The organism is Nocardia sp. NPDC059154 (assembly GCF_042755705.1).
GTDB lineage: Bacteria > Actinomycetota > Actinomycetes > Mycobacteriales > Mycobacteriaceae > Nocardia.
This window is the reverse complement of sequence record NZ_JBHZCS010000080.1, coordinates 20,829-43,675: the sequence shown is the minus strand read 5'-3', so window position 1 is coordinate 43,675 and position 22,847 is coordinate 20,829. Positions and strand designations below refer to the sequence as shown.

The window sequence follows — 22,847 nt, the reverse complement described above, 5'->3', positions numbered from 1 at the left end:
CGACGACGCTGGGTGCAGCCCCAGCAGCGCGCGCAGCAGCGTCGTCTTCCCGGACCCGTTGGTACCGGTGAGCGCGACCCGCTCACCCGGCTCGACCACCAGATCGACCTCTCGCACGACCGGCCGCCGGTCGTGCGCACAGCACACCCCGGTCAGCTCCACCCTCGATCCCGCTCGCACCCTCAGCTCCCGCTCGTCGTCGATCCACAAGTCGTGCTGCGAATCGATTCGGTTCCCGGGATTTCGAGGTCGCCGTTCGCCGCTGCCCGCCTCTCGCGGACATACCCGGCCGGGCCGAGGTGGTTCGGGCCACGATCCACCCCCGGCTCGGCACAACGGGCTGCGATGGACTCCGACTGAATCGGCTGGGACAGAAGCGATTTTGTCGCAGTTTCAGCGGCTCTGGTGCCAGCGGACGACTGTCACGGGCCGACGATCGCCGTGGCGGGTGGGGCGTCAGTTGGCGGGCGGTCGACCCTGGCCGGAGTAGTCGCGCAGGAGGCGGCGGGCGGTGGCGGTGATGTGGAATTCGTCGGGGCCGTCGAGGATGCGGGCGGCGCGCGCGGTGCGCAACAGGCGGGGGAGACCCGTTGCGGCGGTGAGGCCCTCGGCGCCGTAGACCTGGATGGCGGCGGCGAGCAGCCGTGCCGAGCGGAGCTGTAGTTCGGACTCGAACACCAGCTGCTGGATCAGTTGGCGATCGGCGAGCACGCCGTCGCCGAGTCGGCGTTCGCTCGCGCGGCGGGCGAGTTGTTCCACGGCGCGCTGGGCCTGCCCGATCCAGCGCAGCGCGCGCAGGGTGCGCCCGAGCGCGAGCCGTTCGGCCGCCAGCGTCATCCCCGCGCCGACCGTGCCCAGCAGGTGCGTGCCGGGCACGCGGACCCGGTCGAATTCGATCTCGTGCTGGCCGCCCGCACCGAGCACGTCGACCTCGCGGATCACCCGGAATCCCGCGGCGGTGGTCGGTACCGCCAAGATCGAGAACGCTTGCCGGGTGGGCAGATCCACGCCGGTGCGGGCGACGACGAGTACCCAGTCGGCACGGGCGGCGGCCGTGATGAACCATTTGCGGCCGGTCACGATCCATTCACCGGACCCGTCGCGGACGGCGGTGGTGCGCAGGCCGCTCGGATCGGATCCGGCCACCCCGGGCTCGGTCATGGCATACGCCGCCTTGGCGGTGCCGGTCACCAGCTCCGGGAGCACGCTCGCGCGCAACTCCGGATGCGCGTGTGTGCCCAGCATGCGGACAGAGAGCAGGGCCGAGGAGCCGAGCGCCTCGGGCCCGTGATCGCTGCGGCCCTCCAGCTCCGCGAGCGCGAAGTAATCCGCCAGCGGGACGCCTCCGCCGCCGTGTTCCCGCGGCAGGGGCAGTGCCCAGAGTCCGGCGACGATGGCTTGCTCGCGCAGTGTGGCCCAGGCTGCAGCGTCATCGGCGTCGAGCGCGTCCTCGAGCGGAATGACCTGGGAGTCAACGAATTCCCCGACCCGGCTCGCGAGGGGCGCGGACGGGGTGGATGCGAAGGGTGATTCGGGCGACATGCCCCGATCGAACCATTTATCGGAACTCAAGCGCTCTTCCGGCCGACTCGTTGACTGCACACCCGAATCCGGCGGAAGGCGCGCAATGTCGCATACACACGCAACCATCCCGGCGGTCGCCCCCTTGCTCGCAGGCGCGACCGCGACCGTCAGCGGGTCCGGCGCGGCGGCCGAGGTGCTGCGCATCCACCTCGACGCGCTCGGTGCGGTCGTCACCGTCGGCGATTTGCCCCGCGGCGTGGCGGCGACGGCGCACCTGGCCCTCCCGGATGGCACCCGGCGCGAATTGACCGTGGATTGGGCGGGCCCGATCAGCGAACCGGCGCTCACGAATGAGACTGCCGTGCAGGCGATCTGCGGGGTCATGCACGTGAACGGCCGCCGGGCCGGTCGCCCCCGGGGACTCTCGGTCGACTATTGCGAGACCGCCGCCGGAGCCCTCGCCGGCACCGCGTTGCTGGCCAGCCTGCTGGCCGCGCCCGGCGGCTTCGCCCGGGTCGAGACCAGCGTCGCCGAGGCCGCCCTGCTGTCGATCTCCCAGTACCTCGCCGCGGCCGGCGCCGACGATCCCGAAGCCGTGGACCTGGCCCCGGGCGGCCCGCCGTTCACCAGCGCCGACGGTGTCCGATTCGAAATCGAGTCACTGCAACCTGAGCCGTGGGGTGCGTTCTGGACCGAGCTGGGCGCGGAAGCCAGGGCCTGGCGAAAGGGCTGGCGCCCCTTCCAATTCCGCTACGCCACCGCGACCGCGCCGCTCGCCGAGAACCTGCACGACACCACCCGCGCGCACACCTTCGACCAGATCCGGGTCGCCGCCGCGCACGCCGGGGTCCAGGTGTGCCGCCTGTACAGCGCGGCGGAATCCGGTACGCCCTCCCCGCAGTCGCTGCCCGCGCCGTGGACGGTGCTGCCGGTCCCGAATTCGCCGCTCGCCCAGCCGGATCGATGTCATGGCACCCTCGAAACTCCGCTGAGCGGCCTCGTCGTCCTGGAGGCGGGCCGCCGGGTGCAAGCGCCGCTGGCCGCGCACCTGCTGCGCCTGCTCGGAGCCGACGTGACCCGCATCGAACCGCCGGGCGGTGACCCGCTGCGCGAGATGCCGCCGTGCAGCGGCGATCTGTCGTCGCGCTGGCTGGCCCTCAACCGACGCAAGCGGGCGGCCGAATTCGACATCAAATCCACCGCCGACCGGAAGCTTCTGCGGGCTATGGCCGCCGAATCCGATGTCTTCCTGCACAATTGGGCTCCCGGCAAGGCCGAGGTGCTGGAGCTCTCGGCCACCGACATGCCACCCGGCGTGGTTCACGTCTACACCTCCGGCTGGTCCGGTCTCGACCTCGGCGATCTGCCGCCCGGCACCGACTTCATGGTCCAGGTCCGCACCGGCCTCGCGGAACTGGTCGGCCCGCCGTGCGCACCGCCCGCGCCCTCGCTGATGACCCTGCTCGATGTGCTCGGCGGCATCCTCGGAGCGGAGGCCACCGTCGCCGGACTGCTGCTGCGGCAGCGCGACCGCACCGGTGCCGCGGTCGAGAGCAGCCTGTTGAGCGCCTCGAATACGCTGCGCCGCTGCGGTGTCCGCCCGCAGACGGCGGATCGGCGGCCGATTCCCAACGGGGACGGCTGGACGACCGGCACTGTGGCGGTCGCCACCGATCTCGGTGACCTCCTCACCGATGCGCGCTTCGCCGCGGTGATCGGCCGCGACGAATTCGGCTCCCCCGCCCTGAGCGCCCCGTGGAGAATCTCGTGAGCGGCACCGAAAGGACCGTCGCGCCCTGGTATTCGGACCTGGTGCCCGCCGAGCTCCGGAATTCCTGGGCGCGAGCCGGGTATTACCCCGGCCGTGACATCTACACGCTCTACGCCGCGCGGCGCGCACAGCATCCGGACAAGCCCGCAGTGATCGACGCCGACGGCACCGTCACCTACGCCGAACTCGATGAACAGGCCCGGCGACTGGCGGCCGGACTGTCCGGGCTCGGCGTGACCGCCGAAGACGTTGTCGCCGTACAGCTTCCGAATGGCCGCCTGGCCTGTGCCGCGGACCTGGCCATCGCGGCGCTGGGGGCGGTCGCGCTGCCGTTCCCGGTGGGACGCGGCGGCCGGGAAGCGGCGAGCCTGCTGCGACGCTCCGAAGCCGTCGCCGTCATCACCCTGGCCGAACGCAATGGCTTCCCGTGCGCCGCACGCATCCGCGAAATGGCAGCCGAACTGCCCGCACTCCGCGCGGTCGTCGCCGTCGGGCGGCACGTCGCGCGCGGCTGCGTGCCCGTGCATGCCCTGCTCGCCACCGACGCGTGCGAATTCCGTGCCCGGACCGTGGATCCCGACGGCCCGGCCCGGATTCTGGTCACCTCCGGTTCGGAGGCCGAACCGAAAATGGTGCTCTACTCGCACAATGCGCTGGCGGGCGGGCGCGGGGCCATGCTGGCCGCGCTGCACGAGGATCCGGCTGCCATGCGCAATATGTTCCTGGTCCCGCTCGCGTCGGCGTTCGGTTCCAGCGGCACATCGGTCACCCTGGCCACCCTGGGGGCGACGCTGGTGTTGCAGCCCAGGTTCGAGCCCGCCGCGACGCTCGCCATGATCGAAAGGGCCGCTCCCACACATCTGCTCGGCGTTCCCACCATGTTGCGGATGCTGCTGGATCATCCGGGCATCGCCACCGCGGACCTGTCGAGCTTGCGGGCGGTGGTGGTCGGCGGCTCCGCCCTCGACACGCCGACCGCCGTGCGTGGTCGCGAGGTGCTGGGCTGCCCGGTGATCAACCTCTACGGATCCGCCGACGGCGTTTCCTGCCACACCGCCCTCGACGATCCGCCCGAACGCGCCACCACCGCTGGCCGTCCCCATCCGGCCGTCGCCGAAATCCGGGTCGTGGACCGGGAATTCAACACCCTGCCACCAGGATCGGTAGGGGAGATCGTCTCCCGCGGGCCGATGTCGCCGATGTGCTACATCGACGATGCCGAGCTGGATCGCACGCTGCGCACCCCCGACGGCTGGACCCGGACCGGCGACCTCGGCGTCCTCGATCCGGAGGGATACCTGACGATCGTGGGCCGCAGCAAGGACGTCGTCATCCGGGGCGGGCTCAATATCAGCCCGGCCGAGGTGGAATCGCTACTCCTCACTCATCCGGCCATCACCGATGTGGCGTGTGTGGCGGTGCCGGATCCGCTCTACGGAGAACGGTTGTGCGCCTGCGTCGCTGCCACCGCCACGCTCACCCTGCGCGATCTCACCGAGCATCTCGCCGGGCGCGGTCTGGAACCGCGCAAGTTCCCCGAGCGCCTGCTCGCACTGCCCGCGCTACCACTGGGCCCGGCGGGGAAGGTCGATCGGCGCGCCCTGCGGCGATTGGCGGATTCGCACGAAAACCCTTCTGCCTGAAATCAATTCGGTGATCCACCTCACGTGACGGCCGGGAACCAGGGGCGGTCGCATCCGACTAACTGTCCGGAAAACGCAAGTCACAGTTGATGAAGGACCATTCGTGAGGGAAATCCAGAATTCCGCCGTGCGTCGCGGCGCCCGTGTCGCGGGCACCGGGGCAGCGGCGGCCGTGGCCATCGGCCTGCTCTCCACCGGCGCGGCCAACGCCGACACCTTCGTGCCCCTGCCGGACGGGCAGAAGGCCGCGCCGGGCGTCACGGTCACCCGCACCGGCGAACACGCCGTGGTCTCACCGTCTCTGGCGGCCAATGGCGCGGGCCGGGTGGTCTGGGTTTCCGGCATCGCGACCGCCGATGTCACCGATACGCCGGACGGCACTGTCGGCCCCAACAACGGTCCGGTGAACCAGGCCGGGCGACACCGGTGCACCGCAATGCGTGGGCATCCGGCGCCGTCTCGGTGCAGCTGTCCGGAACCACCGCCAAGGGCGGCCGCATCGACCCCGGTTATGTCGTCGGCTGCCAGGTCGCCATCGACGGTGGCGGCGTGAACGGCGGCCCGAGTGTCGGGGCCGGCTGGGACAACCAGGGCAATGTCACTCCGCAGGCGGGTGTCAACGGCGGCGGCAACCTCAGCCTCGGCCCGGGGCAGGCGCAGGCCTTCCACCTGCTGGATCTGGAACAGCCCGACGGCTTCGGCCGCGAGACCCACCGCTGGCGCAATGAATTCCACGGTCCGAACGGCAGCGTCAGCTGGTCCGACGAGACCATCGGCCTGTCGGGCTGCGGCGGCTACGCCCAGGCGCGCTCGTTCGTGAACGTCGAAGTGGAAACCGATAACGTCAAGACCTGGGTCACGCTCTGGGGACAGCCCTTCAGCCTCGGGTGATCGAGCGGACTCGGGTGACTGCCAGAGAGGAATCGGCGATGAGTAAACAGTTCGGCGTCATACCCAGGATCGCCGGATTCCTGCTCATGCTCGCGATCGTGTTCGGAACGGCCCGGGCGGTCGGCGCGTGGGCTGCTCCCGGTCACTCCGGGCCGCCGGCTCCGACGACGACGGCACGTCACAGCCACGGTCATTGAGAAAGACGCGCGGGCGACGGGGCCCTGCCAGGGTGGGCGGTACCGGTCGGCCGCGGTGCAGGGTCGGGTAACGCCTCAGGACTTGCGGCGGGCGAATCCGAGGCCGAGGGCGCCGAGCAGGCCCAGCGCGCCCAGCACGACGCCGATGCTGCCGAGCCAGCGGGCCGTCGTGTCCTTCTCCGACTGGGACTGCGGCATCGCGGTCTTGATATCACCGTGACCGGCCGTCCCGGACTGCTTCGGAGCCAATTGCAGTACCGGAGCCGGATTCTCGGGCTCGGAGCCGCCCGACGAGGTCTGGTCCCACTTCACGACCTGCCCATCGGCATAGGTCTGGGTGGCGGGCATCGTGATCGAATCGGTGTCGGGCAGGCCATCGGCCAGCACGGCAAAGGCCCCGAACTGTCCGGGGCCGATGCCGCCGCCCGCGTCCGCGGTCCAGGTGACGCCGGTGACCTTGCGATCGGCGTCGCGCGAGACCTCCGCGCGCCAGCCCGGCATCGTCTGGGTGTTCACCTCCGTCAACGCCGGGAATTGCACGGTCAGTGCGGTGGTCGGACTGCCGGTGGCCGACTCGTTCGGCACCCGGAACGTCAATACGGCCGAACCGCCGCGGGCGGCATCGGGCCCGGAGACGCTGACGTGGGCACCCGCGGGTGCGGCCGCGATCACGACCGCCGCGGCCGCGGCGACACCGGTGAACCCGGCTCGATACATCCATGAGTTCTTCATCGAAACGGTCACTCCTTCGTCTGAACGGGATCGGAGACAACCTTGTGCTCTCCGTAGCCTATGTCACCTATTCAGAGCGGATATCTATTAACCCGCCGCCCGTGTCGAACCAGTTGGGCCGGCCGCCGAATCTCTTCCGTTCAGAAGCGAATTGGTCTTGTGATCGAGTTGATTTCGAGGCGCGGAAGGGATTTCGGGAATTCCGGGGGAGCGGTTATAGTCTTCGCGAATCCATTCCGCTCTGGCTTGTCTGTGAAGGTTGTCGACGATGGTTGTGCTCGCGTGTGCCGGCGCTCCGTCGCGTGATCGAATACGTGGCAGCCTGGCCGGAATTCTGTGTGGCCTATTGGCTATAGCGGCCCATGGCTTCGAGGGTGCCCTGCCGCATTCGGCGGCACTGACACTGCTTCTGGTGGTCAGCGGTGCCGTCGGCGCCGCGGTCGGATCTCCCGCCGGGCGCGGGCGGGTCCGGCTCGTCGCGGCGCTCGGAGCAGGGCAGTTCCTCGCGCACAATGCGCTGATGATGGCGACCGTCGCGGATCATTCCCACGCCACCGTCGAAGGGTCCGGCGTCGCCGGATGGACGATGCTGGCCGCGCATGCCGTGGCAACCGTGCTCGCCGCATTGCTGATCGCCGCGGTGGAGCGTGTCTACGCCGCGATGTCGCGCGCCGTCTGGTCGCTGCTCGCCTACTTCGAATCGCTTGCGCCGGGCGATGATCGGCTGGTCCGCACACCCGACGCGCACGTCCGGCCGCCCGGTGCGCTGCTGCTCGGCGCTATCTCCCGGCGTGGCCCGCCGACCTCTTCCGCCCTCGCGACCGCGCTCTGATCCGGGTAGGCCCGGGTACGCGTGCGTCCGAGGCTGCCCTTGTGCCCGTCGCGGATACGTAGTCCGCGCCGGAAGGATATCGGTGCGCCCATTTTTCGGTCCGGCTCACGGCTGCGTAAATCGCGCGGTGAGAAATTCCCCCGCGGCCGTATGTAATTGACTTCTGTGCACTGATATCGAAATCGCGCGGTGTCGATCGCTTTATCGACCATTGGCAATTCGTGCTGCGCGCACGACGGATTCGTGCTGCCGTCGACCGTTTCGGTCGGCGTGTGGAAGGGAAATGCTTTGTCGAGCAAGAAATTCACGTGGCCCGGTCGCGGGCTGCCCCGGCTGCGGCCCGCGTTCACGGTGCTGGCCGCGGCGCTGATCGGCGCGACGGTGCTGGGCACCGGAGTGGCCGACGCGCACTCGCACATCACGCACGCCGAGCCGGCCGACGGCGCGGTGCTGCAGGCGGGTCCGCCGCAGGTGAGCGTCACCTTCAACGAGAAGGTGGACGATCCGGAATTGGCGGTGAGCGGTCCGGACGGCAACACCTGGTCGGTCGGCGATGTGCACGTCGACGGTCGCACGCTCAGCGTCGATCTGGCCCCGCTGGGCCCGGCCGGGGTGTACACCACCCACTTCACCGTGACCTCCAAGGACGGCCACCGCATCGAGGGGCAGCGCACGTTCACGCTGGCCCAGCCCGGTGACGGCACCGCACCGCAGCAGTAGTAGTTCCCCTCCTCCCCACAGCTTTTCGTCTCGCGGACCGGAGTTCGCGAGGAAGGACCTCCCCTGATGAAGACCCTGAACAAGTTCACCGCCACCGCCGCGCTCGCCGTCGCCGCGCTCGCCATCACCACCGGCACCGCCGCCGCCGACGCCCCCGCGACCCAGGAACGGCCGGGCAGCACGGTCAGCACCGACGTCGCCCCCGGCATCCACTACACCGCCAATGTGGTGGACCACTCCGTCGTGCTGCGCACCGACGCCGGCCGGATCAACGTGCGCGGCACCCAGTTCGAGATCCTCGACGCCGACGGCAAGCTGGCCTTCGGTATGCCGCTGACCTACCAGCTGGACAAGAAGGACTGGCCGATCGCCGCGCAGGTCGACGCGGACGGCAAGACCATCACCCTCACCCCGAGCGCCGACCCCGCGCAGGCCACCCCCGCCGCCGAGGTCGCCCTGAAGCCGATCTTCTCCCAGGACGACTTCAACGACGCCCTCGGCGTGGCAGGCACTCAGATCGGCCTGGCCACCGCGATCGGTGGCATGCTCGGCGCGGCCATCGGGCTCGTCGGTGGCTGCATCGCCGGTGCGATCGTCGGCACCGAGCTGATGCCGCCGGCGTTCCTGGTCGGCGCGCCCGGCGGCTGCATCGCGGGCGCCGGCGTCGGCGCGGGCCTCGGCACCGCCATCGGCACCATCGCCATCGGCGCGCCGGTGACCGTGGTCAGCCTGATCCAGATGTACAACACCCTCACCAACAGCCACAATTGATCCGCGTCCCGGGTGTCCCGCGTCGGCGGGACACCCGGGCACGGCGAATTCGGCTACCTCCGAACGGATTTCCCGCCTTGGCCCTCTCCTCCGTTTCCCGGACCGCCATCACGGCCGCGATCAGCGCCGCCGCCCTGCTCACCGGCGCGGGCGTCGCCTCCGCGCACGTCACCGTGTCCGCCCCCGACGCCGTCCAGTCCGGTGATGCGGTCCTCACCTTCCGCGTCCCCAACGAGTCCGGCACCAATAGCCAGACCACCGCACTGACCGTTCAGTTCCCGTCCCTGCTGTCGGTCGACGCCCAGCCGATTCCGGGGTGGAAGTCGGTCATCACCAAGGACGCCGGCGGCAAGGTCACCGCCGTCACCTGGACCGCCGATCCCGGCGCGGGCATCGCACCCGGCCAGTTCCAGCAGTTCCAGGTCCTCGCCGACGACCTGCCCGACCAGGACCACCTCACCTTCCCGGCCACCCAGACCTACTCCGACGGCGAGGTCGTGAAATGGGATCAGACCGATAACCCGGACGGCACCGAACCCGAACGCCCGGTCCCCACACTGGATCTCGCGCCGAAGGGCTCCGACCACAAGCCGACCACCGCGGCGACCGTCGACCACGACACCACCGCCCGCTGGCTCGGCGGCATCGGAATCGCCCTGGCCGCAGGAGCACTCGGCGCCGCCGCCTTCGCGACCCGCCGCCGCGCCTGAGAACCCGCCCGCATGGCACCAGTCGTGCCCGTGTCCATCACCGAACACGGGCACGACCTCAGACAACGGTGAAATTCCCGCCCGAGGTTCGTCAGCCGAGGTGGTCGAAGCGGCGCTTCGTGGTGGTGACAGGCGAATTCAGGGTCAGGTCGAGTACGGTGACCGTCACGTCGGTGATGGATCCGGATTGGAATTTGGGCGACTCGCCGAACAGTTGAACGGGATTCACCGTGACGATCGTCTGCTGGGGCTGGCCGATGCAGTTGACCGGGGCGAGGGAGCTGCCGTTGACTCCTGAGCCGAGGTAGGGCGTGGCTCGGACCGTCACCGACAGTTCCGCGCCGAGACCGGAGGTGCACTGGTAGGTAACGCCGATCACGGCATTGCCATTGGTTTCTCGGGCGGTATCGACAGTGAGCGTGGCGGTCGCGTCCGCGGTGCCGGTGGCCAGCACGGTGGTGACGGCGAACGCGCCGAGTGCGGTGACGAGGGAGCGTGCGTGCACGGTGTTTCCTTGCTGTCCGGACGGCTACCACACGAAGCACCGACGACGCGGCAACCAGCCGACCCGCCGACCCGCATCCCGATTTCAATACCGTTGGCCTGCACTATTTTTCGGATTCCAGCGGTGCCTCGGGAGTGAGGATAGCGGATAGCAAACCAACCGTGACGAACTTTTGAGACATTCACCGGAAATAACTGGTCGCCCGACCGACACCGCGGCCCCGCCGGTCAGTCTCGCCGGCGACACCCGACTTCAGGAATCGACAGCCCGGGGGACTCTGTGTTCGGCGCGCCATTGGTTGGGGGTCTGGCCGTAGCGTTGGCGGAAGCGGCGGATGAAGTGGGTGGGGTCGCGGAATCCGCTGGCGTGGGCGATGGCGGCGATGGAGCGTTGATGTGCGGCGGGGGCGGAGAGCAGGCGGCGGGCGTGGTCGAGGCGGGCGGCGATGAGGCGTTGTTCGAGGCTGATCCCGGCCTCGGCGCACAAGCGGTAGAGGCGTCGCACCGAAATGTGGTGTGCGGCTGCGATGGTCGGCATGTGCAGGTCGGGGTCGGTGGCGCGGCGGCGGGTGAAGTCCAGAATCTGACGCATCAGCAGGTGGGCGGGGACCGCGGTGCCGTCGCAGGGGCCGTGCTCGGCGGCCGAGATCAGCACTGCGCGAATCAGTTCGATGCACGCATTGCCGAGCTGCTCGGCGGCGGGATCGCCGGTGAGGTCATCGGCACGGTCGAGCATGGAGGCCAGTTGCGTGGTGAGGAGTGAGTGCAGGGGACTGGTGTGCAGGTGTCCGGTCGCGGCGGCGATGGTGTCGCCGGGTAGGTCGAGGCAGTCGGCGTCGAGGAGCATCCCGATCGGGGAATCCTGTCCGGACCAATCGAACCGGAGTGGCCGTGAGTAGTCGAACACCTCGCACGCCCCCGGACGAGCCACGTATCGGCGGTGCTCGTGTTCGCGGCGACCGGTGCGCAACGGCAGCACTGACACCGCGAGCGTGGACGTCGGGGAGGCCCGCACGTGCGCGGCGTTGCGGGTGGTCGACATGCCCGGCATATTCGCCCGCATCAGGGTCGCAGGCCCGATCTGCCACGTCTCCATCCGCGCCGACACCGCATCCTGCCCCGGCTCGAGTTCGAGTTTCCGATCCGCCCGAAGTGTTGTTTGCTCGAGCGTCGCTACGAGGGCGGGGAGGCGATCGCTCGGCGGCAGGGTCGCCGTGTCGAACACCACGCTCATCAGTCAGCTCCCACCCCGCTCTGTGCGCAATTCCGCGCCCCGCCACGATTGAGGTGCGCGCCGTCGGGCACCCGTGAGCCGGAAGCTTAAACACGTGAATGGCTAATTGTCGGCACGTACTGAATCCCGGATATTCCTCCCATCGCACCGAAAACCGACAGGCAAACGAGGGATCGTCGGCTCACGGTGCCGTCCCACCGGCTCTCGGTGCCAATTCCGGACGCTCCGCCTGCTCGGCGCATATCGGGCGCTCCGAAGCGGGTCCGGCCTCGAATACATGGAGTGGCGTGCCCGTGCTTCCGACCGGGCACGCCACCTTCGGTGAATTCGCGCTGTGCACAGCATGATTCGCCATTCCGACCCTCCTTCCGTGAAAGGACCCCAGCGTCATGTCCGCCCGCGCAGTCCTCGTGATCGTGGCCCACGTCCTGTTCGCCGCCGCGGCCGCGCCCGCCGCCGCCGAACCGCTCCGGTCGGGCGGGTACCGGATCTTCCTCGAGGCCCAGCCCGCCTACACACTGCGGCCCGTCGTCACCGCGGCCGACATCGCCGATGTGCGAACGAGTGCGGACGAGGGCGCGGACACCAACCGGTGGCAGCCGGTCCTGATCGGGTACCGACCCGCCGGGCCGGTGTTCCAGCTCCTCAACTCCTCGACCAGGCTGTGCCTGCAACCCGTTCGGCTCGACTCGCTGACCTACTCCGTCGGCCAGAACGTGTGCGGCGTCGCCGAGACCGGCCTGTGGTACGTGAGCGAGACCAACGGCAACCGTCGCGTCAGCCTCGCCTCCGACCCGAGCCGAACCCTCTACGGCGACACCACCTCCACCACACCCGTCGCGTTGCTCGGGACCATCGGCGACGAGCCACGCGCCCGCTGGATCTTCCGCCACCTCTGACGCGACCGCCCGCCGGATGTAGCCCGACCGGCACAACGGTGCGGTGGCGGCCGGGCCGTGCCGCGCGATCCCACCGACGCCCGGCGCGATTCATGGCGCCACAGCCGAAACACTCACTGCGATGGGCATTCCCGGCGCCGACGGGCACAAGCATCCAGGCTAGGGCCACCCACCTGGCGCAAGGGCGAATCCGGGAACGCCGGTCGGCGGCTGTCCACGCCGGACCTTCGGCTCTGACTGCCACGCCCTGCCGCGCCGGACGGCCGCCGCTGGCATCGGAATGGCAGGGGCCGCCCGCGGGCAGCGCGGTGAGCCGGAACCACTGCCACAGAACGGCTTTCATCGTCGCCGAACACCTGGTCGACAATGACCTCGCGGCGTGATGGGCGTTTGCGTTCACCGATAGTCCCGCTGCGGCCGGCCGCTGGTCCCCTGCAGGTGGGTGGTTCGGTGGCGATCGGCCGCAGCGGGCGGGCCGGGGAAGGCGGCTCATTGCGTTCCCGCAGCCCGCTACGAGGCTGCCAATGTCGGTAGCCGTTGCCAACAGCTGTGCCTGCACCACCATCGGCCCACACTGTCACCGGCTCACCGCCGTCACGGTGTGAGCGTGGCTGTTTCGTCCACTGGTGGGCGGGTCGTCGATCTGATCGGTGACCCGCGGGTGTTACGGTGCGGCAGAACGTAGTTCGATCTGGATTCGTCGCCGATCCCCGCGATCGACGGGTGTCGGCGTGAGTGGGCGTGATCGGAGGAGCCGGTGCTTGCTGGCAAGGTTTGTGTGATCAACGGTGCCGCCAGCGTGATCGGTCAGGCTGTCGCCGAGAGGTTTGCCCGTGAGGGTGCGGTGGTTGTCGGCGTCGACAAGGTCGAGCATTCGGTCGGCGATAGGTCGATGCGGGCCGACCTTGCCGATGAGCCTCAGGTTGAGGCGATGTACGAGGAGGTCGTACGTGAGCACGGCCGACTCGACGTCATCTACAACAACATGGGACTGATGGATGCCGGTGACCACTCGGCGCTGGACACCAGCCTGGAGACCTGGCGGCGAGTCCAGGATGCCAATCTGACCAGCATCTTCCTGTCCTGCAAACACGGCATCCCGTACCTACGGAACACCGAGCCGGTCGGCGGCTCGGTCATCAACGCCGCATCGTTCCTGTCCGCGCTGGGGTCGGCGACCGCCCCGATGGCCTACACGGCCGCGAAGGCCGCCGTCGTCCAGTTGACCAGGGACCTCGGTGTTCATCTCGCGCGCAGCGGCATCCGCGTGAACGCCGTGCTGTTCGGTCCGATCGAGACACCGGCACAGCGCGCGGTCTTCGACCGCAATCCAGGAGCCCTGGACAAACGCCTGGTGCACTGGCCGATGGGCCGATTCGGCACCCTCGACGAGGCAGCCGGCGCGATAGCCTTTCTGGCAAGCGACGATTCCGGCTTCCTCACCGCCGCCGCACTCCCACTCGACGGCGGCATCACCGAAGCCTTCACCGTCCCGGAATAACAGTCCGCCCGGTCATGCTGTGGCCGTGGGAATTACCGAATACTCGTGCGCCCCGGGTGGTTCGAACAGCATCCACAACCACGCGGACGCGCCGTGAACCGCAGATTGCCACCGACATCGTCGTTGTTCGGGGACGTCGGCGTCGCTGATCGAACGCCTCGGGCCACGCGCTGTTCGGCCGGTGCGCTGAGTTCATACGGTCGGCCACATCTGCCTCACGGCAGCCGCGTGGTCGGCGGCCTGTCGTAAACCGGTCTGGAACGCGGGTTCGAAGCCGGCCGGGTCGAACAGGTCCGGGCCGATCACGGCAGCGGTTTCGGGCACGATGAACAGTGTTGTGGCGCCGCCCAATTCGCTGTCGGCCGGAGCGTGCGGATACAGGTGTGCGAGCGGTTCGATGATGAGGATCTGCTGCGCGCCCGCAGCCAGGTCGGCGTTGACGGTCGAATGCATACCGCCGTCGACATAGGAGGCGCCGTCGATGGGGACGGGCGCACATATCCCCGGTGTCGCGGTGCTGGATGCGACGGCTTCGGCAGGAGAGGCTGGTCCGCTCGCTGTCCAGACCTGCCGTTGATTGGTGACAACGTCGATCGCGGTGATGAGCAGCTCTTTGTCGGGCCATGCGGTCAGGCCGATGAGGCTGCCCATCTGGGCGATGCGCATCGCCGGGCTGTTCGGATCGGGCTGTGGTTCGAGATGTTCGTCGGTCGGGGCGGGCGGAGTTACCAGGCGCATCGGGTCGAGGCCCCCCGCGATTACGCATCCGGTGATCGAACCGGCAGAGGTGCCGACGATCCGGTCGGCGCGCGCCAGGTCGATTCCTGCTTTGGCGAGTCCGATTACGACCCCTGCCATCCACACCAAGCCGATGGCTCCACCACCGCCGAGGACAAGGGCGGTAGTGCATTTGGTGGGGGGCTGTGCCGTCATGGTGTTGCTGCCGGTGCTCTCCATTGCCCAAGATTACCCCATCGAGTAAATATTTACTCACTCCAGTAACCAAGGCGACCGGGCGCGAATTCACCCTGCGGTGCCCGGCCGGGGCGATGTCGCGAGCGAATTGTGCTGTGGCATCGCCATTTTCGCTTCCGTGTCAGAAAGCCTGCAGTGTGAAGGGCGGCATACCGGTGGCGGGGACCAGTGCGGCGCGGCCCCGGGCGGATTCCCATGCCGGGGAATCCAGCGCCTGGAAGGTCAGGTGGCCGCCACGATGGCACGCCGGAACAGGTCGACCAGCTCGGCTGCGTACGCATCGGGAGAGGTCAAGGCGCCTGTGGCGTAACGGATTCCGGCCGCGTCGATGGCGGCCCTGAGAGTGACCGCCATGACGAGTGGGTCGAAAGCTGTGAACTCGCCCGCAGCCTGGCCCGCGCGAAGCTCCACCTCCAGCCGTTCCAGTGCGGAGGCCTGATGCTGCGGGATCTGCAGTGGATCCCCGGCCGTGGTGCGAACGTTGTTGAAGATCTCGATCAAGGCCCGCATGTGTTCGGGCCGGTCTCGGTGATAGTTGAGGTTGGCTGTGATGTAGGCCGACAGCTGTGGCCATCGACCGGCGCCCGCGGCCTCGATTCGCGGGCTCATATACTGCTCGGCCGCGAGGACGATGTGGTCGACTACCGCGAGCATCAGATCGTTCTTGCCGTCGAAGTGGTAGGAAATCAGCCGCGTACTGCTGATTCCCGCGCGCGTCGCGATCTTGGCGAACGATGTCCCGGTGTAACCGAATTCGGCGAGCGTGTCGATCGCCGCCGCAACTATCTGCGCACGTCTTGCCGCATTCGTTACCGACATGAGTAAGAAATTACTCATGTCGGTAATGGTTGACAAGGCGGCCTCGGCTGCTGCTCAGAAATCTCTGCGGCGCAGGCTTTCCCGCGCGGCCCAGATCGCCGCGGACGGTGAAAGACAACGGCAGTATCAAGGGGACGAGAATCCCTGTGGCGGCCATCGCATTTCGGAACACGGTGGCCAAGCCCGCCGCGAAACGGGCGAGCCTTCTCCCCGAGGCGATCCGATCGAGTACACCGGTGTGCCGTGAACAGTCCGGGTTGCGGCAGAGCGTCCGGGGCGTGCGATAGCAGGGCGGATGTGCGTGTGCACATCGTAGACGGGTCGGGCGCCTATTCATCGTGTGATACCGCACCTCCAGAATTGCATGTGCACATTGCAGGAGCTGGAGACACCATGGACAACGTTCTTCATTCGGGTCGCCGGATGGAGCCGGTTCGCTGGTCCGCCCCGACCGCACCACAGCGGGCGAAGCAGCAGCTGAGTTCGCCGCCGATGCCCGCGCTGCGTCGAATCGACCTTCCAGGTGAGGGACCCGAGGATGTCGTTATCGGTGCCGACGGCTTGGTCTACACCGGCACCGCCGACGGCGCGATACTTCGCGTCGACATCACCTCGGGTGTGGTCGATCAGGTGGCCGATACCGGCGGTCGCCCATTGGGATTGCACGCCGGGCCGGACGGTTCACTGCTCGTCTGTGACGCCTACCGCGGACTGTTGCGCTGGGGCGGGCTCGGGCAAACGCTCGAGGTGCTGGTCGACGCTGTCGACGGTGAGTCGTTGAAATTTGCGAGCAATGTCGTGCAGGACCCCGACGACGGGACGATCTATTTCACCGCATCGTCGCGTCGCTGGACCGAAGCCGAATGGATGGGTGATCTGCTCGAGCATTCGGGCACCGGCAGGTTGCTGCGCCGGACCCCGGACGGCAGGGTGGACGTTCTGCTCGACGGTCTGCAGTTCGCGAACGGTGTGGCTTTCACACCCGATCGAGAATCGCTGATCGTGGCGGAAACGGCCGCATACCGCCTCAATCGCTACTGGCTGCGCGGCCCGCGGGCGGGCGCCAGGGAAACCCTGGTCGACAACCTGCCCGGTTTTCCGGACAACATCGCGCTGGGCAGCGACGGACTTATCTGGGTCACGCTCGCCTCACCCCGCAACCCGTTGCTCGACGCGCTGCTCCCGTACCCGGGTGTATTGCGAAAGCTGTTGTGGCAGTTACCGGATCGCTGGAAACCGGCTCCGGTGCACACCACCTGGGTGATCGCCGTCGATCTCGCCGGATCGCTCGTCCATGACCTGCAGCGCGACGGGGCCGACTACGCCATGGTCACCGGCGTGGCAGAACAGCAGGGCACTTTGATTCTTGGCAGCCTGCACGAATCGGCGCTCGCGGTCACCTACGTTCCGTCCTGACGCGGCGCAATCACCTGGTCGCCGTCTCTATTACCGAAAGCAGGAGATATGGACTTCGCACCCGGCCCCCGCGCGGCCGACCTCATCGAGCGCGACAAGCATCAGCACCACACCACGGTGCTGGTTCCCGATGATTCCCCGCTGGACGCCGCGTGGTCCACCGCACGCGCCGTCCGGCTCACCGACGGGCCCGACGAGGTCCATCTCGATGTGACCGGCCGCCTCGAGCCGGCCGAGTACTCCGGGGAACGATGAGCATGGCACGGATTCTGATCACCGGCGGCGCGTCGGGTCTCGGAGCGGCGCTGGCCCGGCGGTTCGCCGCTCGTGGCGACCAAGTGCTGGTCACCGATCTGGCGGAGCGTGGCCCGGTCCCGGACGGCGCCACCTATCTGCGACTCGACGTCACCTCGGAGGACGACTGGCTGCAAGCGCGAAAGACCGTGCAGGACAGCATGGGTGGCCTCGACGTGCTCGTCAACAACGCCGGGGTGGCTACAGGCGGGCGCATCGAATTCGTGCCGCAGGAGGAATGGGCTCGGGTCATGAACATCAATGTCCTGGGTGTCGTCCGTGGCTGCCGGACCTTCGCGCCGATGTTCAAGGCCGCGGGCACGGGACACTTGGTCAATATCGCGTCGCTGGCGGGGCTCGTGCATCCGCCCGCCATGGCCTCCTATACCGCAGGGAAAGCGGCGGTCGTCGCTCTCAGCGAGAGCCTGCGATACGAGCTCACTCCGCACGGAATCGATGTCTCCGTCGTCTGCCCCTCGTTCTTCCGCACCAACCTCGCATCGTCGCTGCCCGACAGTGATCCGCTCGTGGCCGCGGTCGCCCGGAAGCTGATCGACAACGCCGGTCCGGACGCAGACCGCATCGCTGCCGCGGCGATCGCCGGAATCGATGCCCGCCGATTCGTCATCCTGACCGATCGGGCCGGGCGGCAGGCGTTTTGGACGAAGCGGCTGCTGCGCCCGCTCTACGACCGGCAACTCGCCACCATGGGACGCCGCACCGCGGCCGGCGCCGAAGGCTCTCAGGAAGGGAACCGGACCACTCGATGAGCAAGGGAACGATCGTCATTACCGCCGCCGTGCCCGCTGCCTTCGGCCGAGCCACCACTTCGATGTCGAGGTGTTCGAGCCCGACACCTGCCAGGTCCTGATGGCCGCGCTACTCATACGGATGATCGCACCCGGCCGGCCGGGGAGTTGGTCCGGAAGACTGCGGAACGAGATGGTTGGAATCCGGTGACGCCGACCAGCATACGGCGAACGCTGAATCGCGAGCCTCTGGCCGCGGCGGCAGCGGCCTGCATCGCGCTCACCTGGAAGCATCGCGACCTGCTGCTTTCGTGATGACATGATGGCCGTGTGCGCGTACTTGTCACCGGAGCGAACGGTTACCTAGGTCGTGCTGTCGTCGAAGCCCTTCACTCTGCCGGGCACGAGCCTGTCGCGATGGTTCGTGCTCAGGGGCGGGCGATTCCGGGCGCAGCCGATGTTCGAGTGGCTGACTTGCTCGACGACAAGGCGGTCCGCAATGCGGTAGACGGCGTAGACGCGATCTGTCACCTCGCCGGGTTGACGCGAGCACGCGAATCGGTTGACGAACCATTGCGCTATTTCCGCGTGAATACCGCCGGAACGCTCTCGGTGCTCGAAGCCATGGTCGACGCGGGGGTCCGCAGGATCGTTTTTGCTTCGACCGGGGCCATCTATGGCACGCCGGATGTGCAGCCGATGACCGAGGATCTCGGTGATGCGCCGCCTCATCCATACGCAGGCAGCAAGCTTGCGGCTGAGCTGGCTATCGAGGCCGTCGCCGGTAGCGGGGAGCTGGCGGCAGTAATTGTTCGACTGTCGAATATCGCCGGCGGTGCGGACGGGGATTCGAGTCGGCTGATACCGCGCGTATTGACTGCTGCATCCGAGCATTCGGCGTTGATCGTCAACGGTGATGGCACTGCCGTCCGTGACTACCTGCACGTCATGGATGCGGCCCGGGCCTTCGTGGCATGTATCGAGCACCTCCCGCCCATTGGCACCGCTACCCGCTACAACATCGGCAGCGGACAGGGTACGAGTGTGCTCGACGTGGTGGCCGCGGTGGAACGGATAACCGGCCGACCTGTTGCGCTCCAGCATCGTTCGGCGGCAGCGGAACCTGCGGTGTTGATCAACGACCCGACCAAGGCAATGGCTGAAATCGGCTGGAAGCCAACGCATTCTGATATCGATGACATCGTTCATGATGAATCGCTGGCGCTTCTGGAAGAATCCTGAAAATCCGCTGGTAAGTGGAAAAAGCCCGGCTGTGACGACGACCTTCAGTCGATTCGGGTGGAGAGGGCTATGTCTTCACCCGGAGTCGGGGACGCCAATCTCATGAGACGGTACAGCTGGAGGACGATGATGCCCATGGAGAGCAGACTGATCGAGGTCGAGACGGGCCGTCGCGAGGTTGTCCACGACCTCACATCGCAGTGTGCAGCTTTTCTGCGTGAGACGGCGACGGAATCCGACGGGTTACTTCACGTATTCGTGCCGCACGCGACCGCGGGCATCGCATTGATCGAACTCGGCGCAGGCAGTGACGATGACTTGCTCGCCGCTCTGCACGACCTGCTGCCCGCCGACGATCGCTGGCGGCACGCACACGGCTCACGCGGACATGGACGCTCGCACGTCATGCCCGCGCTGATTGCGCCCTATGCCAGCATTCCGGTGTTGCGCGGCGAAATGGCGCTGGGGACTTGGCAATCGGTCGCTATCGTGGATCTCAATGTCGACAACCCGGTGCGCCACGTGCGATTGTCCTTCCTGGCCGGCTGAAACGAAGCATCATTCGGCCGTAAGGCCACGCATGGAGCTGTCGCGGGCGCTCAGTGTGGTGCTACTTCTGAGCCGACAGGCTGCTCAGGAGACCACCGATCACCGGAATCTAGTTCGCGCTGTCCGTTCGATACGCACGCCGATACCGACGAGCTCTCAGCCGCCGACTCTGCGGGCCAGGACTACACCATCCTCAACGTCCTGATCCTGCCCCTCATGTCGATCACCGGCGGAATCCGAAAGGGCCTGCCCAAACCCTGGCTCTTCTTCGTCAACAGCCTGTTCACCAGCGCCGCTTTCGGATTCGTCCTCTACCTCATCACCGCCGACCGCCACCGCCGAGTGTCGGCGGCCACCGCGCGGGCGTAGGCGAGAGATCGACTATCGCCGCCCGTACTGGATTGCTGCATCGGTGAATCGCGACGCCATTGATCGGCGAATCCGGGCGGGACACGGCGACGTTCCGCACCATCTGGCGAACACCGAGCTAAATTGCGCTGACGCCACTCGCCCGAATGCTCTCGACGATCGAGGAGGACCCAATGCGCGTGCTCGGCATTGCCGCGGTGGTGGCCACCGCGGCCCTGATGGCCGGATGCTCGTCGAACAGCAACAGCAATTCCGCTCCGTCGAGCGTCACCCCCACACCGGCGAATCCTGCCGAGGTGAAGGACTGCCACTCGCAACCACAGACCCGCCCGTCGGCCATCATCATCACCTGCGCCGACGGCAACCATTCCGTCTCCGATATCACCTGGAGCAGCTGGACCGACAGCTCCGCCCGCGGCACCGGTACCGAACACCGCAACACTTGTACACCGAGTTGCGCTGAAGGACAAAAAGAGTCGATGCCGGTGACAGTCGAGCTGACGACCCCGGTCAATGGCATCTTCACCCAGATGACCCTCGACTCCGGCAACGGCAAACCCGAGACCCAACCGCTTCCCCGGTAAAAGCATGTGGCGGATTTTAAGGTGGCCGATGGTTGGATGGTGTCGCTGAGCTGCGGGTTCATGCCAAAGCAATGCCACGCGGTGAGGGCGGCTGTCAGGCCGTTCGCTGTCTTTCTGCTGCCTACCGACGTGGTGGCCGGTTCCTTCGATGATCTGTCCACTGCGCGCCGTCCCACCAGCGGTCGATGTTCTGCAATCCCTCGGGGTCGGCGTACCAGCCCGCAGGGGGAGTGGCCGGAGGTGGGAGGGCCTGCGTAGGTCCGGTTGCCCAGGGATACGGCCGGGTGAATGCCTGCTGTCCCTGCAGCGGATGCAAGCCGGCCTTCTCCAGCTTGGCCAGCCTCGCCGCTACGAACTGATCGTGACGGCGCCTGCCATAGAAGGCGCCGGCGAGGCAGAAGGACAGAATGACGGCGTAGCCGAGGAACAAAGGAAGTATCTCGGACGAGAAGGGTGGGGCATTGTCGCCCATATCCGCTGTGAGCGCGTGCCACGCCGCCGCCAAGATCAATATCCGAAGCGCCAGTGCCAGGCCGACAGCGGCCATCGTCCAAAGGTACGGATGGTCCCTCAGATAATGCGAAGCGCGGGCGGAAACGAATGCCATACCGATCCCGACGAGGACGATGACGATGGCCATAATCACGATCGCGGCCCCCGGGTCGTTGTCGATCCCACCCGCACTCATGAGCACGCCACCGATCGAATCCATGAGAAACAACGCCGCTACAAAGAGCGCCACCACGAGGCCAACCGGTCGTTGCGGCCATCCCTGCTGTCGTATGTCGGCAATGTCCGCCGCCGGACTCCTACGCCGGGTGTGGACTTGGTAATGAATTGCCGCTGGTACAGCCAATCCGGTGGACACGAGCGTTCCCTGTACCGCGGCGGGAAGGTGGGCCGCGGCCGCCAGGTAGCCGATCGCTATGGCGCAGGCGATGCTGGCACCGAGGCCATACAGCGAATGTTCGTTCAAGCCGTCCTTACTGGCCTGAGTCATCTATTTCTCCCCCCTTCTCATCATGCGGATCGCGGCTGAGGTCGAGGCGGCGACGGTTGGCGGCCCCTGCGGGCGCTTCGGCCCTCTCGACCTCAGCTACGACGAAGTAGCCGATGTTGTGCTGGTCGGCCGAGGTGGGGGATACGGGCCTTGCGACCTCCCCTCTCCAACGAGCCGGCTTCGAGAATGACTATGCGGTCGTCGATGTCGGCTGTCTTGAGTAGTGCACTACGCGAACCATGGCCGGCGACTGCGGGGCGTGTGCGGGTAGGTTGCTGCGTCGGCAGTTGGTGCAGCTGGATCGTCGGACCGGACCACAGCCAGTCGACCAGGCGGTGAGTCGACGGTCCGAATTCGACTGCGGGAGGCCAGGTCGGGTACGGCTTTTCCGTTCCCAGCACTGCCCATGGCGCTGCAGTAGCGTCGGTTCGACCTACACGCTCACCATGCCCGCCGCCGATGCTGCAGACCTGCACGCCCAGGCTTCGGGCTTCGCCGATTTCTCGTTCTACGACTAACTGGCGCAGCGTATCGCGAGTGACTGACATCTATTTCAGATGTGGTAGCGCCCGAATCGGGGCATGCGAAACGAAGGTGTAGGCACGGCGGTGTTCCGGGTCACATCGCTGTTCTGTTACAGGGGCCGGGCCGTCGGTGTCTTGTGTTCGTTCGGTGCGCAGCACGGAACATCAGCGGTGCGAACGCCCGCACCGCTGTGATTGCTCCTGCAGGAGAACGGAAATCAACATGAGCAAGGTCTGGTTTGTTACAGGCTCCTCCCGCGGCCTGGGCCGCAACTTCGTCGAGGCCGCCCTGTCCCGGGGGGGGAAAGGCGCCGCGAACCCCCCCAACACCAAACACCCCCCCCGACCCGCCCCCACCCCCCACCACCCAACCCTTCCCCCCCCCCCCGCACCCACC

The 22,847-nt window shown here is 67.5% G+C and carries 24 protein-coding genes and 2 pseudogenes; 18 read left to right on the top strand and 8 right to left on the bottom strand.

Annotated elements, in window-relative coordinates:
- Both ACFXN1_RS43330 and ACFXN1_RS43325 read right to left on the bottom strand, forming a co-directional pair.
- Window positions 1-180: ATP-binding cassette domain-containing protein (locus tag ACFXN1_RS43330; protein WP_379463915.1), on the bottom strand; the 180-nt coding region annotated here is incomplete at its 3' end.
- A 276-nt stretch (window positions 181-456) separates the two neighbouring features.
- Window positions 457-1,542, bottom strand: coding sequence for an acyl-CoA dehydrogenase family protein (locus ACFXN1_RS43325; protein WP_379438550.1), 1,086 nt, complete (start codon window positions 1,540-1,542; stop codon window positions 457-459).
- Window positions 1,543-1,627: 85 nt separating this feature from the next.
- On the opposite strand from ACFXN1_RS43325, the gene ACFXN1_RS43320 reads away from it, so the two are divergent.
- From ACFXN1_RS43320 to ACFXN1_RS43305, 4 genes and pseudogenes are all read left to right on the top strand, one after another.
- A complete protein-coding gene (locus tag ACFXN1_RS43320) occupies window positions 1,628-3,295 on the top strand; it encodes a CoA transferase (RefSeq protein WP_379438551.1) in 1,668 nt (555 codons plus the stop codon).
- Window positions 3,292-4,938, top strand: coding sequence for an AMP-binding protein (locus tag ACFXN1_RS43315; RefSeq protein WP_379438553.1), 1,647 nt, complete (start codon window positions 3,292-3,294; stop codon window positions 4,936-4,938). Before ACFXN1_RS43320 ends, ACFXN1_RS43315 begins: the two co-directional genes overlap by 4 nt.
- A gap of 103 nt (window positions 4,939-5,041) precedes the next feature.
- Window positions 5,042-5,829, top strand: a pseudogene (locus ACFXN1_RS43310) (MspA family porin).
- 38 nt (window positions 5,830-5,867) lie between these two features.
- On the top strand, window positions 5,868-6,026 hold the full coding sequence (locus ACFXN1_RS43305; RefSeq protein ID WP_379438554.1) for a hypothetical protein: 159 nt from the start codon (window positions 5,868-5,870) through the stop codon (window positions 6,024-6,026).
- A 75-nt stretch (window positions 6,027-6,101) separates the two neighbouring features.
- On the opposite strand, the gene ACFXN1_RS43300 is transcribed toward ACFXN1_RS43305, so the two are convergent.
- A complete protein-coding gene (locus ACFXN1_RS43300) occupies window positions 6,102-6,758 on the bottom strand; it encodes a YcnI family protein (protein WP_379438556.1) in 657 nt (218 codons plus the stop codon).
- A gap of 412 nt (window positions 6,759-7,170) precedes the next feature.
- Between ACFXN1_RS43300 and ACFXN1_RS43295 the strand changes: the two genes are divergently transcribed.
- From ACFXN1_RS43295 to ACFXN1_RS43280, 4 genes are all read left to right on the top strand, one after another.
- Window positions 7,171-7,590 (top strand): hypothetical protein, encoded by a 420-nt coding sequence (locus tag ACFXN1_RS43295; protein ID WP_379438557.1) that lies wholly within the window; start codon window positions 7,171-7,173, stop codon window positions 7,588-7,590.
- 288 nt (window positions 7,591-7,878) lie between these two features.
- Complete coding sequence (locus tag ACFXN1_RS43290) at window positions 7,879-8,310, top strand: copper resistance protein CopC (protein WP_379438559.1); 432 nt, start codon at window positions 7,879-7,881, stop codon at window positions 8,308-8,310.
- Window positions 8,311-8,376: 66 nt separating this feature from the next.
- Window positions 8,377-9,081 carry a hypothetical protein gene (locus ACFXN1_RS43285; protein ID WP_379397690.1) on the top strand — a complete coding sequence of 235 codons (705 nt, stop codon included), beginning with the start codon at window positions 8,377-8,379 and terminating at the stop codon, window positions 9,079-9,081.
- A 77-nt stretch (window positions 9,082-9,158) separates the two neighbouring features.
- Window positions 9,159-9,791, top strand: coding sequence for a YcnI family protein (locus tag ACFXN1_RS43280; RefSeq protein WP_379438560.1), 633 nt, complete (start codon window positions 9,159-9,161; stop codon window positions 9,789-9,791).
- Window positions 9,792-9,882: 91 nt separating this feature from the next.
- Here the strand turns inward: ACFXN1_RS43280 and ACFXN1_RS43275 are convergent, their stop codons facing one another.
- Both ACFXN1_RS43275 and ACFXN1_RS43270 read right to left on the bottom strand, forming a co-directional pair.
- Complete coding sequence (locus tag ACFXN1_RS43275) at window positions 9,883-10,296, bottom strand: hypothetical protein (protein WP_379438562.1); 414 nt, start codon at window positions 10,294-10,296, stop codon at window positions 9,883-9,885.
- A gap of 252 nt (window positions 10,297-10,548) precedes the next feature.
- A complete protein-coding gene (locus ACFXN1_RS43270; protein WP_379438563.1) occupies window positions 10,549-11,529 on the bottom strand; it encodes an AraC family transcriptional regulator in 981 nt (326 codons plus the stop codon).
- A gap of 389 nt (window positions 11,530-11,918) precedes the next feature.
- Between ACFXN1_RS43270 and ACFXN1_RS43265 the strand changes: the two genes are divergently transcribed.
- Both ACFXN1_RS43265 and ACFXN1_RS43260 read left to right on the top strand, forming a co-directional pair.
- Window positions 11,919-12,428 (top strand): hypothetical protein, encoded by a 510-nt coding sequence (locus ACFXN1_RS43265; RefSeq protein ID WP_379397698.1) that lies wholly within the window; start codon window positions 11,919-11,921, stop codon window positions 12,426-12,428.
- Window positions 12,429-13,206: 778 nt separating this feature from the next.
- Entirely contained in the window at window positions 13,207-13,929 is a 723-nt protein-coding gene (locus tag ACFXN1_RS43260; RefSeq protein WP_379438565.1) for an SDR family oxidoreductase, read from the top strand.
- A 192-nt stretch (window positions 13,930-14,121) separates the two neighbouring features.
- Here the strand turns inward: ACFXN1_RS43260 and ACFXN1_RS43255 are convergent, their stop codons facing one another.
- Both ACFXN1_RS43255 and ACFXN1_RS43250 read right to left on the bottom strand, forming a co-directional pair.
- On the bottom strand, window positions 14,122-14,886 hold the full coding sequence (locus ACFXN1_RS43255; RefSeq protein WP_379438566.1) for a patatin-like phospholipase family protein: 765 nt from the start codon (window positions 14,884-14,886) through the stop codon (window positions 14,122-14,124).
- A 240-nt stretch (window positions 14,887-15,126) separates the two neighbouring features.
- On the bottom strand, window positions 15,127-15,723 hold the full coding sequence (locus tag ACFXN1_RS43250; protein ID WP_379438568.1) for a TetR/AcrR family transcriptional regulator: 597 nt from the start codon (window positions 15,721-15,723) through the stop codon (window positions 15,127-15,129).
- Here ACFXN1_RS43250 and ACFXN1_RS43245 point away from each other — a divergent pair.
- The 8 genes and pseudogenes from ACFXN1_RS43245 (at window position 15,722) to ACFXN1_RS43210 (ending at window position 20,926) form a co-directional block, all read left to right on the top strand.
- Entirely contained in the window at window positions 15,722-15,970 is a 249-nt protein-coding gene (locus tag ACFXN1_RS43245) for a hypothetical protein (RefSeq protein ID WP_379438570.1), read from the top strand. The genes ACFXN1_RS43250 and ACFXN1_RS43245 overlap by 2 nt on opposite strands.
- A gap of 146 nt (window positions 15,971-16,116) precedes the next feature.
- Window positions 16,117-17,139: an SMP-30/gluconolactonase/LRE family protein gene (locus ACFXN1_RS43240; protein WP_379438571.1), complete on the top strand. Its 1,023-nt coding sequence runs from the start codon at window positions 16,117-16,119 to the stop codon at window positions 17,137-17,139.
- Window positions 17,140-17,187: 48 nt separating this feature from the next.
- Window positions 17,188-17,394: a hypothetical protein gene (locus tag ACFXN1_RS43235; RefSeq protein ID WP_379438573.1), complete on the top strand. Its 207-nt coding sequence runs from the start codon at window positions 17,188-17,190 to the stop codon at window positions 17,392-17,394.
- 2 nt (window positions 17,395-17,396) lie between these two features.
- Window positions 17,397-18,203: an SDR family NAD(P)-dependent oxidoreductase gene (locus tag ACFXN1_RS43230; RefSeq protein WP_379438574.1), complete on the top strand. Its 807-nt coding sequence runs from the start codon at window positions 17,397-17,399 to the stop codon at window positions 18,201-18,203.
- 309 nt (window positions 18,204-18,512) lie between these two features.
- A complete protein-coding gene (locus ACFXN1_RS43225; RefSeq protein WP_379438576.1) occupies window positions 18,513-19,424 on the top strand; it encodes an NAD-dependent epimerase/dehydratase family protein in 912 nt (303 codons plus the stop codon).
- A gap of 135 nt (window positions 19,425-19,559) precedes the next feature.
- Window positions 19,560-19,973: a secondary thiamine-phosphate synthase enzyme YjbQ gene (locus tag ACFXN1_RS43220; RefSeq protein ID WP_379438577.1), complete on the top strand. Its 414-nt coding sequence runs from the start codon at window positions 19,560-19,562 to the stop codon at window positions 19,971-19,973.
- Window positions 19,974-20,132: 159 nt separating this feature from the next.
- Window positions 20,133-20,342: pseudogene (locus ACFXN1_RS43215) on the top strand (DUF2834 domain-containing protein); the annotation flags it as partial.
- 173 nt (window positions 20,343-20,515) lie between these two features.
- Complete coding sequence (locus tag ACFXN1_RS43210; RefSeq protein WP_379438579.1) at window positions 20,516-20,926, top strand: hypothetical protein; 411 nt, start codon at window positions 20,516-20,518, stop codon at window positions 20,924-20,926.
- Between the two features lie 121 nt (window positions 20,927-21,047).
- Here the strand turns inward: ACFXN1_RS43210 and ACFXN1_RS43205 are convergent, their stop codons facing one another.
- On the bottom strand, window positions 21,048-21,926 hold the full coding sequence (locus ACFXN1_RS43205; protein WP_379438581.1) for a DUF2510 domain-containing protein: 879 nt from the start codon (window positions 21,924-21,926) through the stop codon (window positions 21,048-21,050).
- Window positions 21,927-22,847 lie beyond the last annotated feature (921 nt).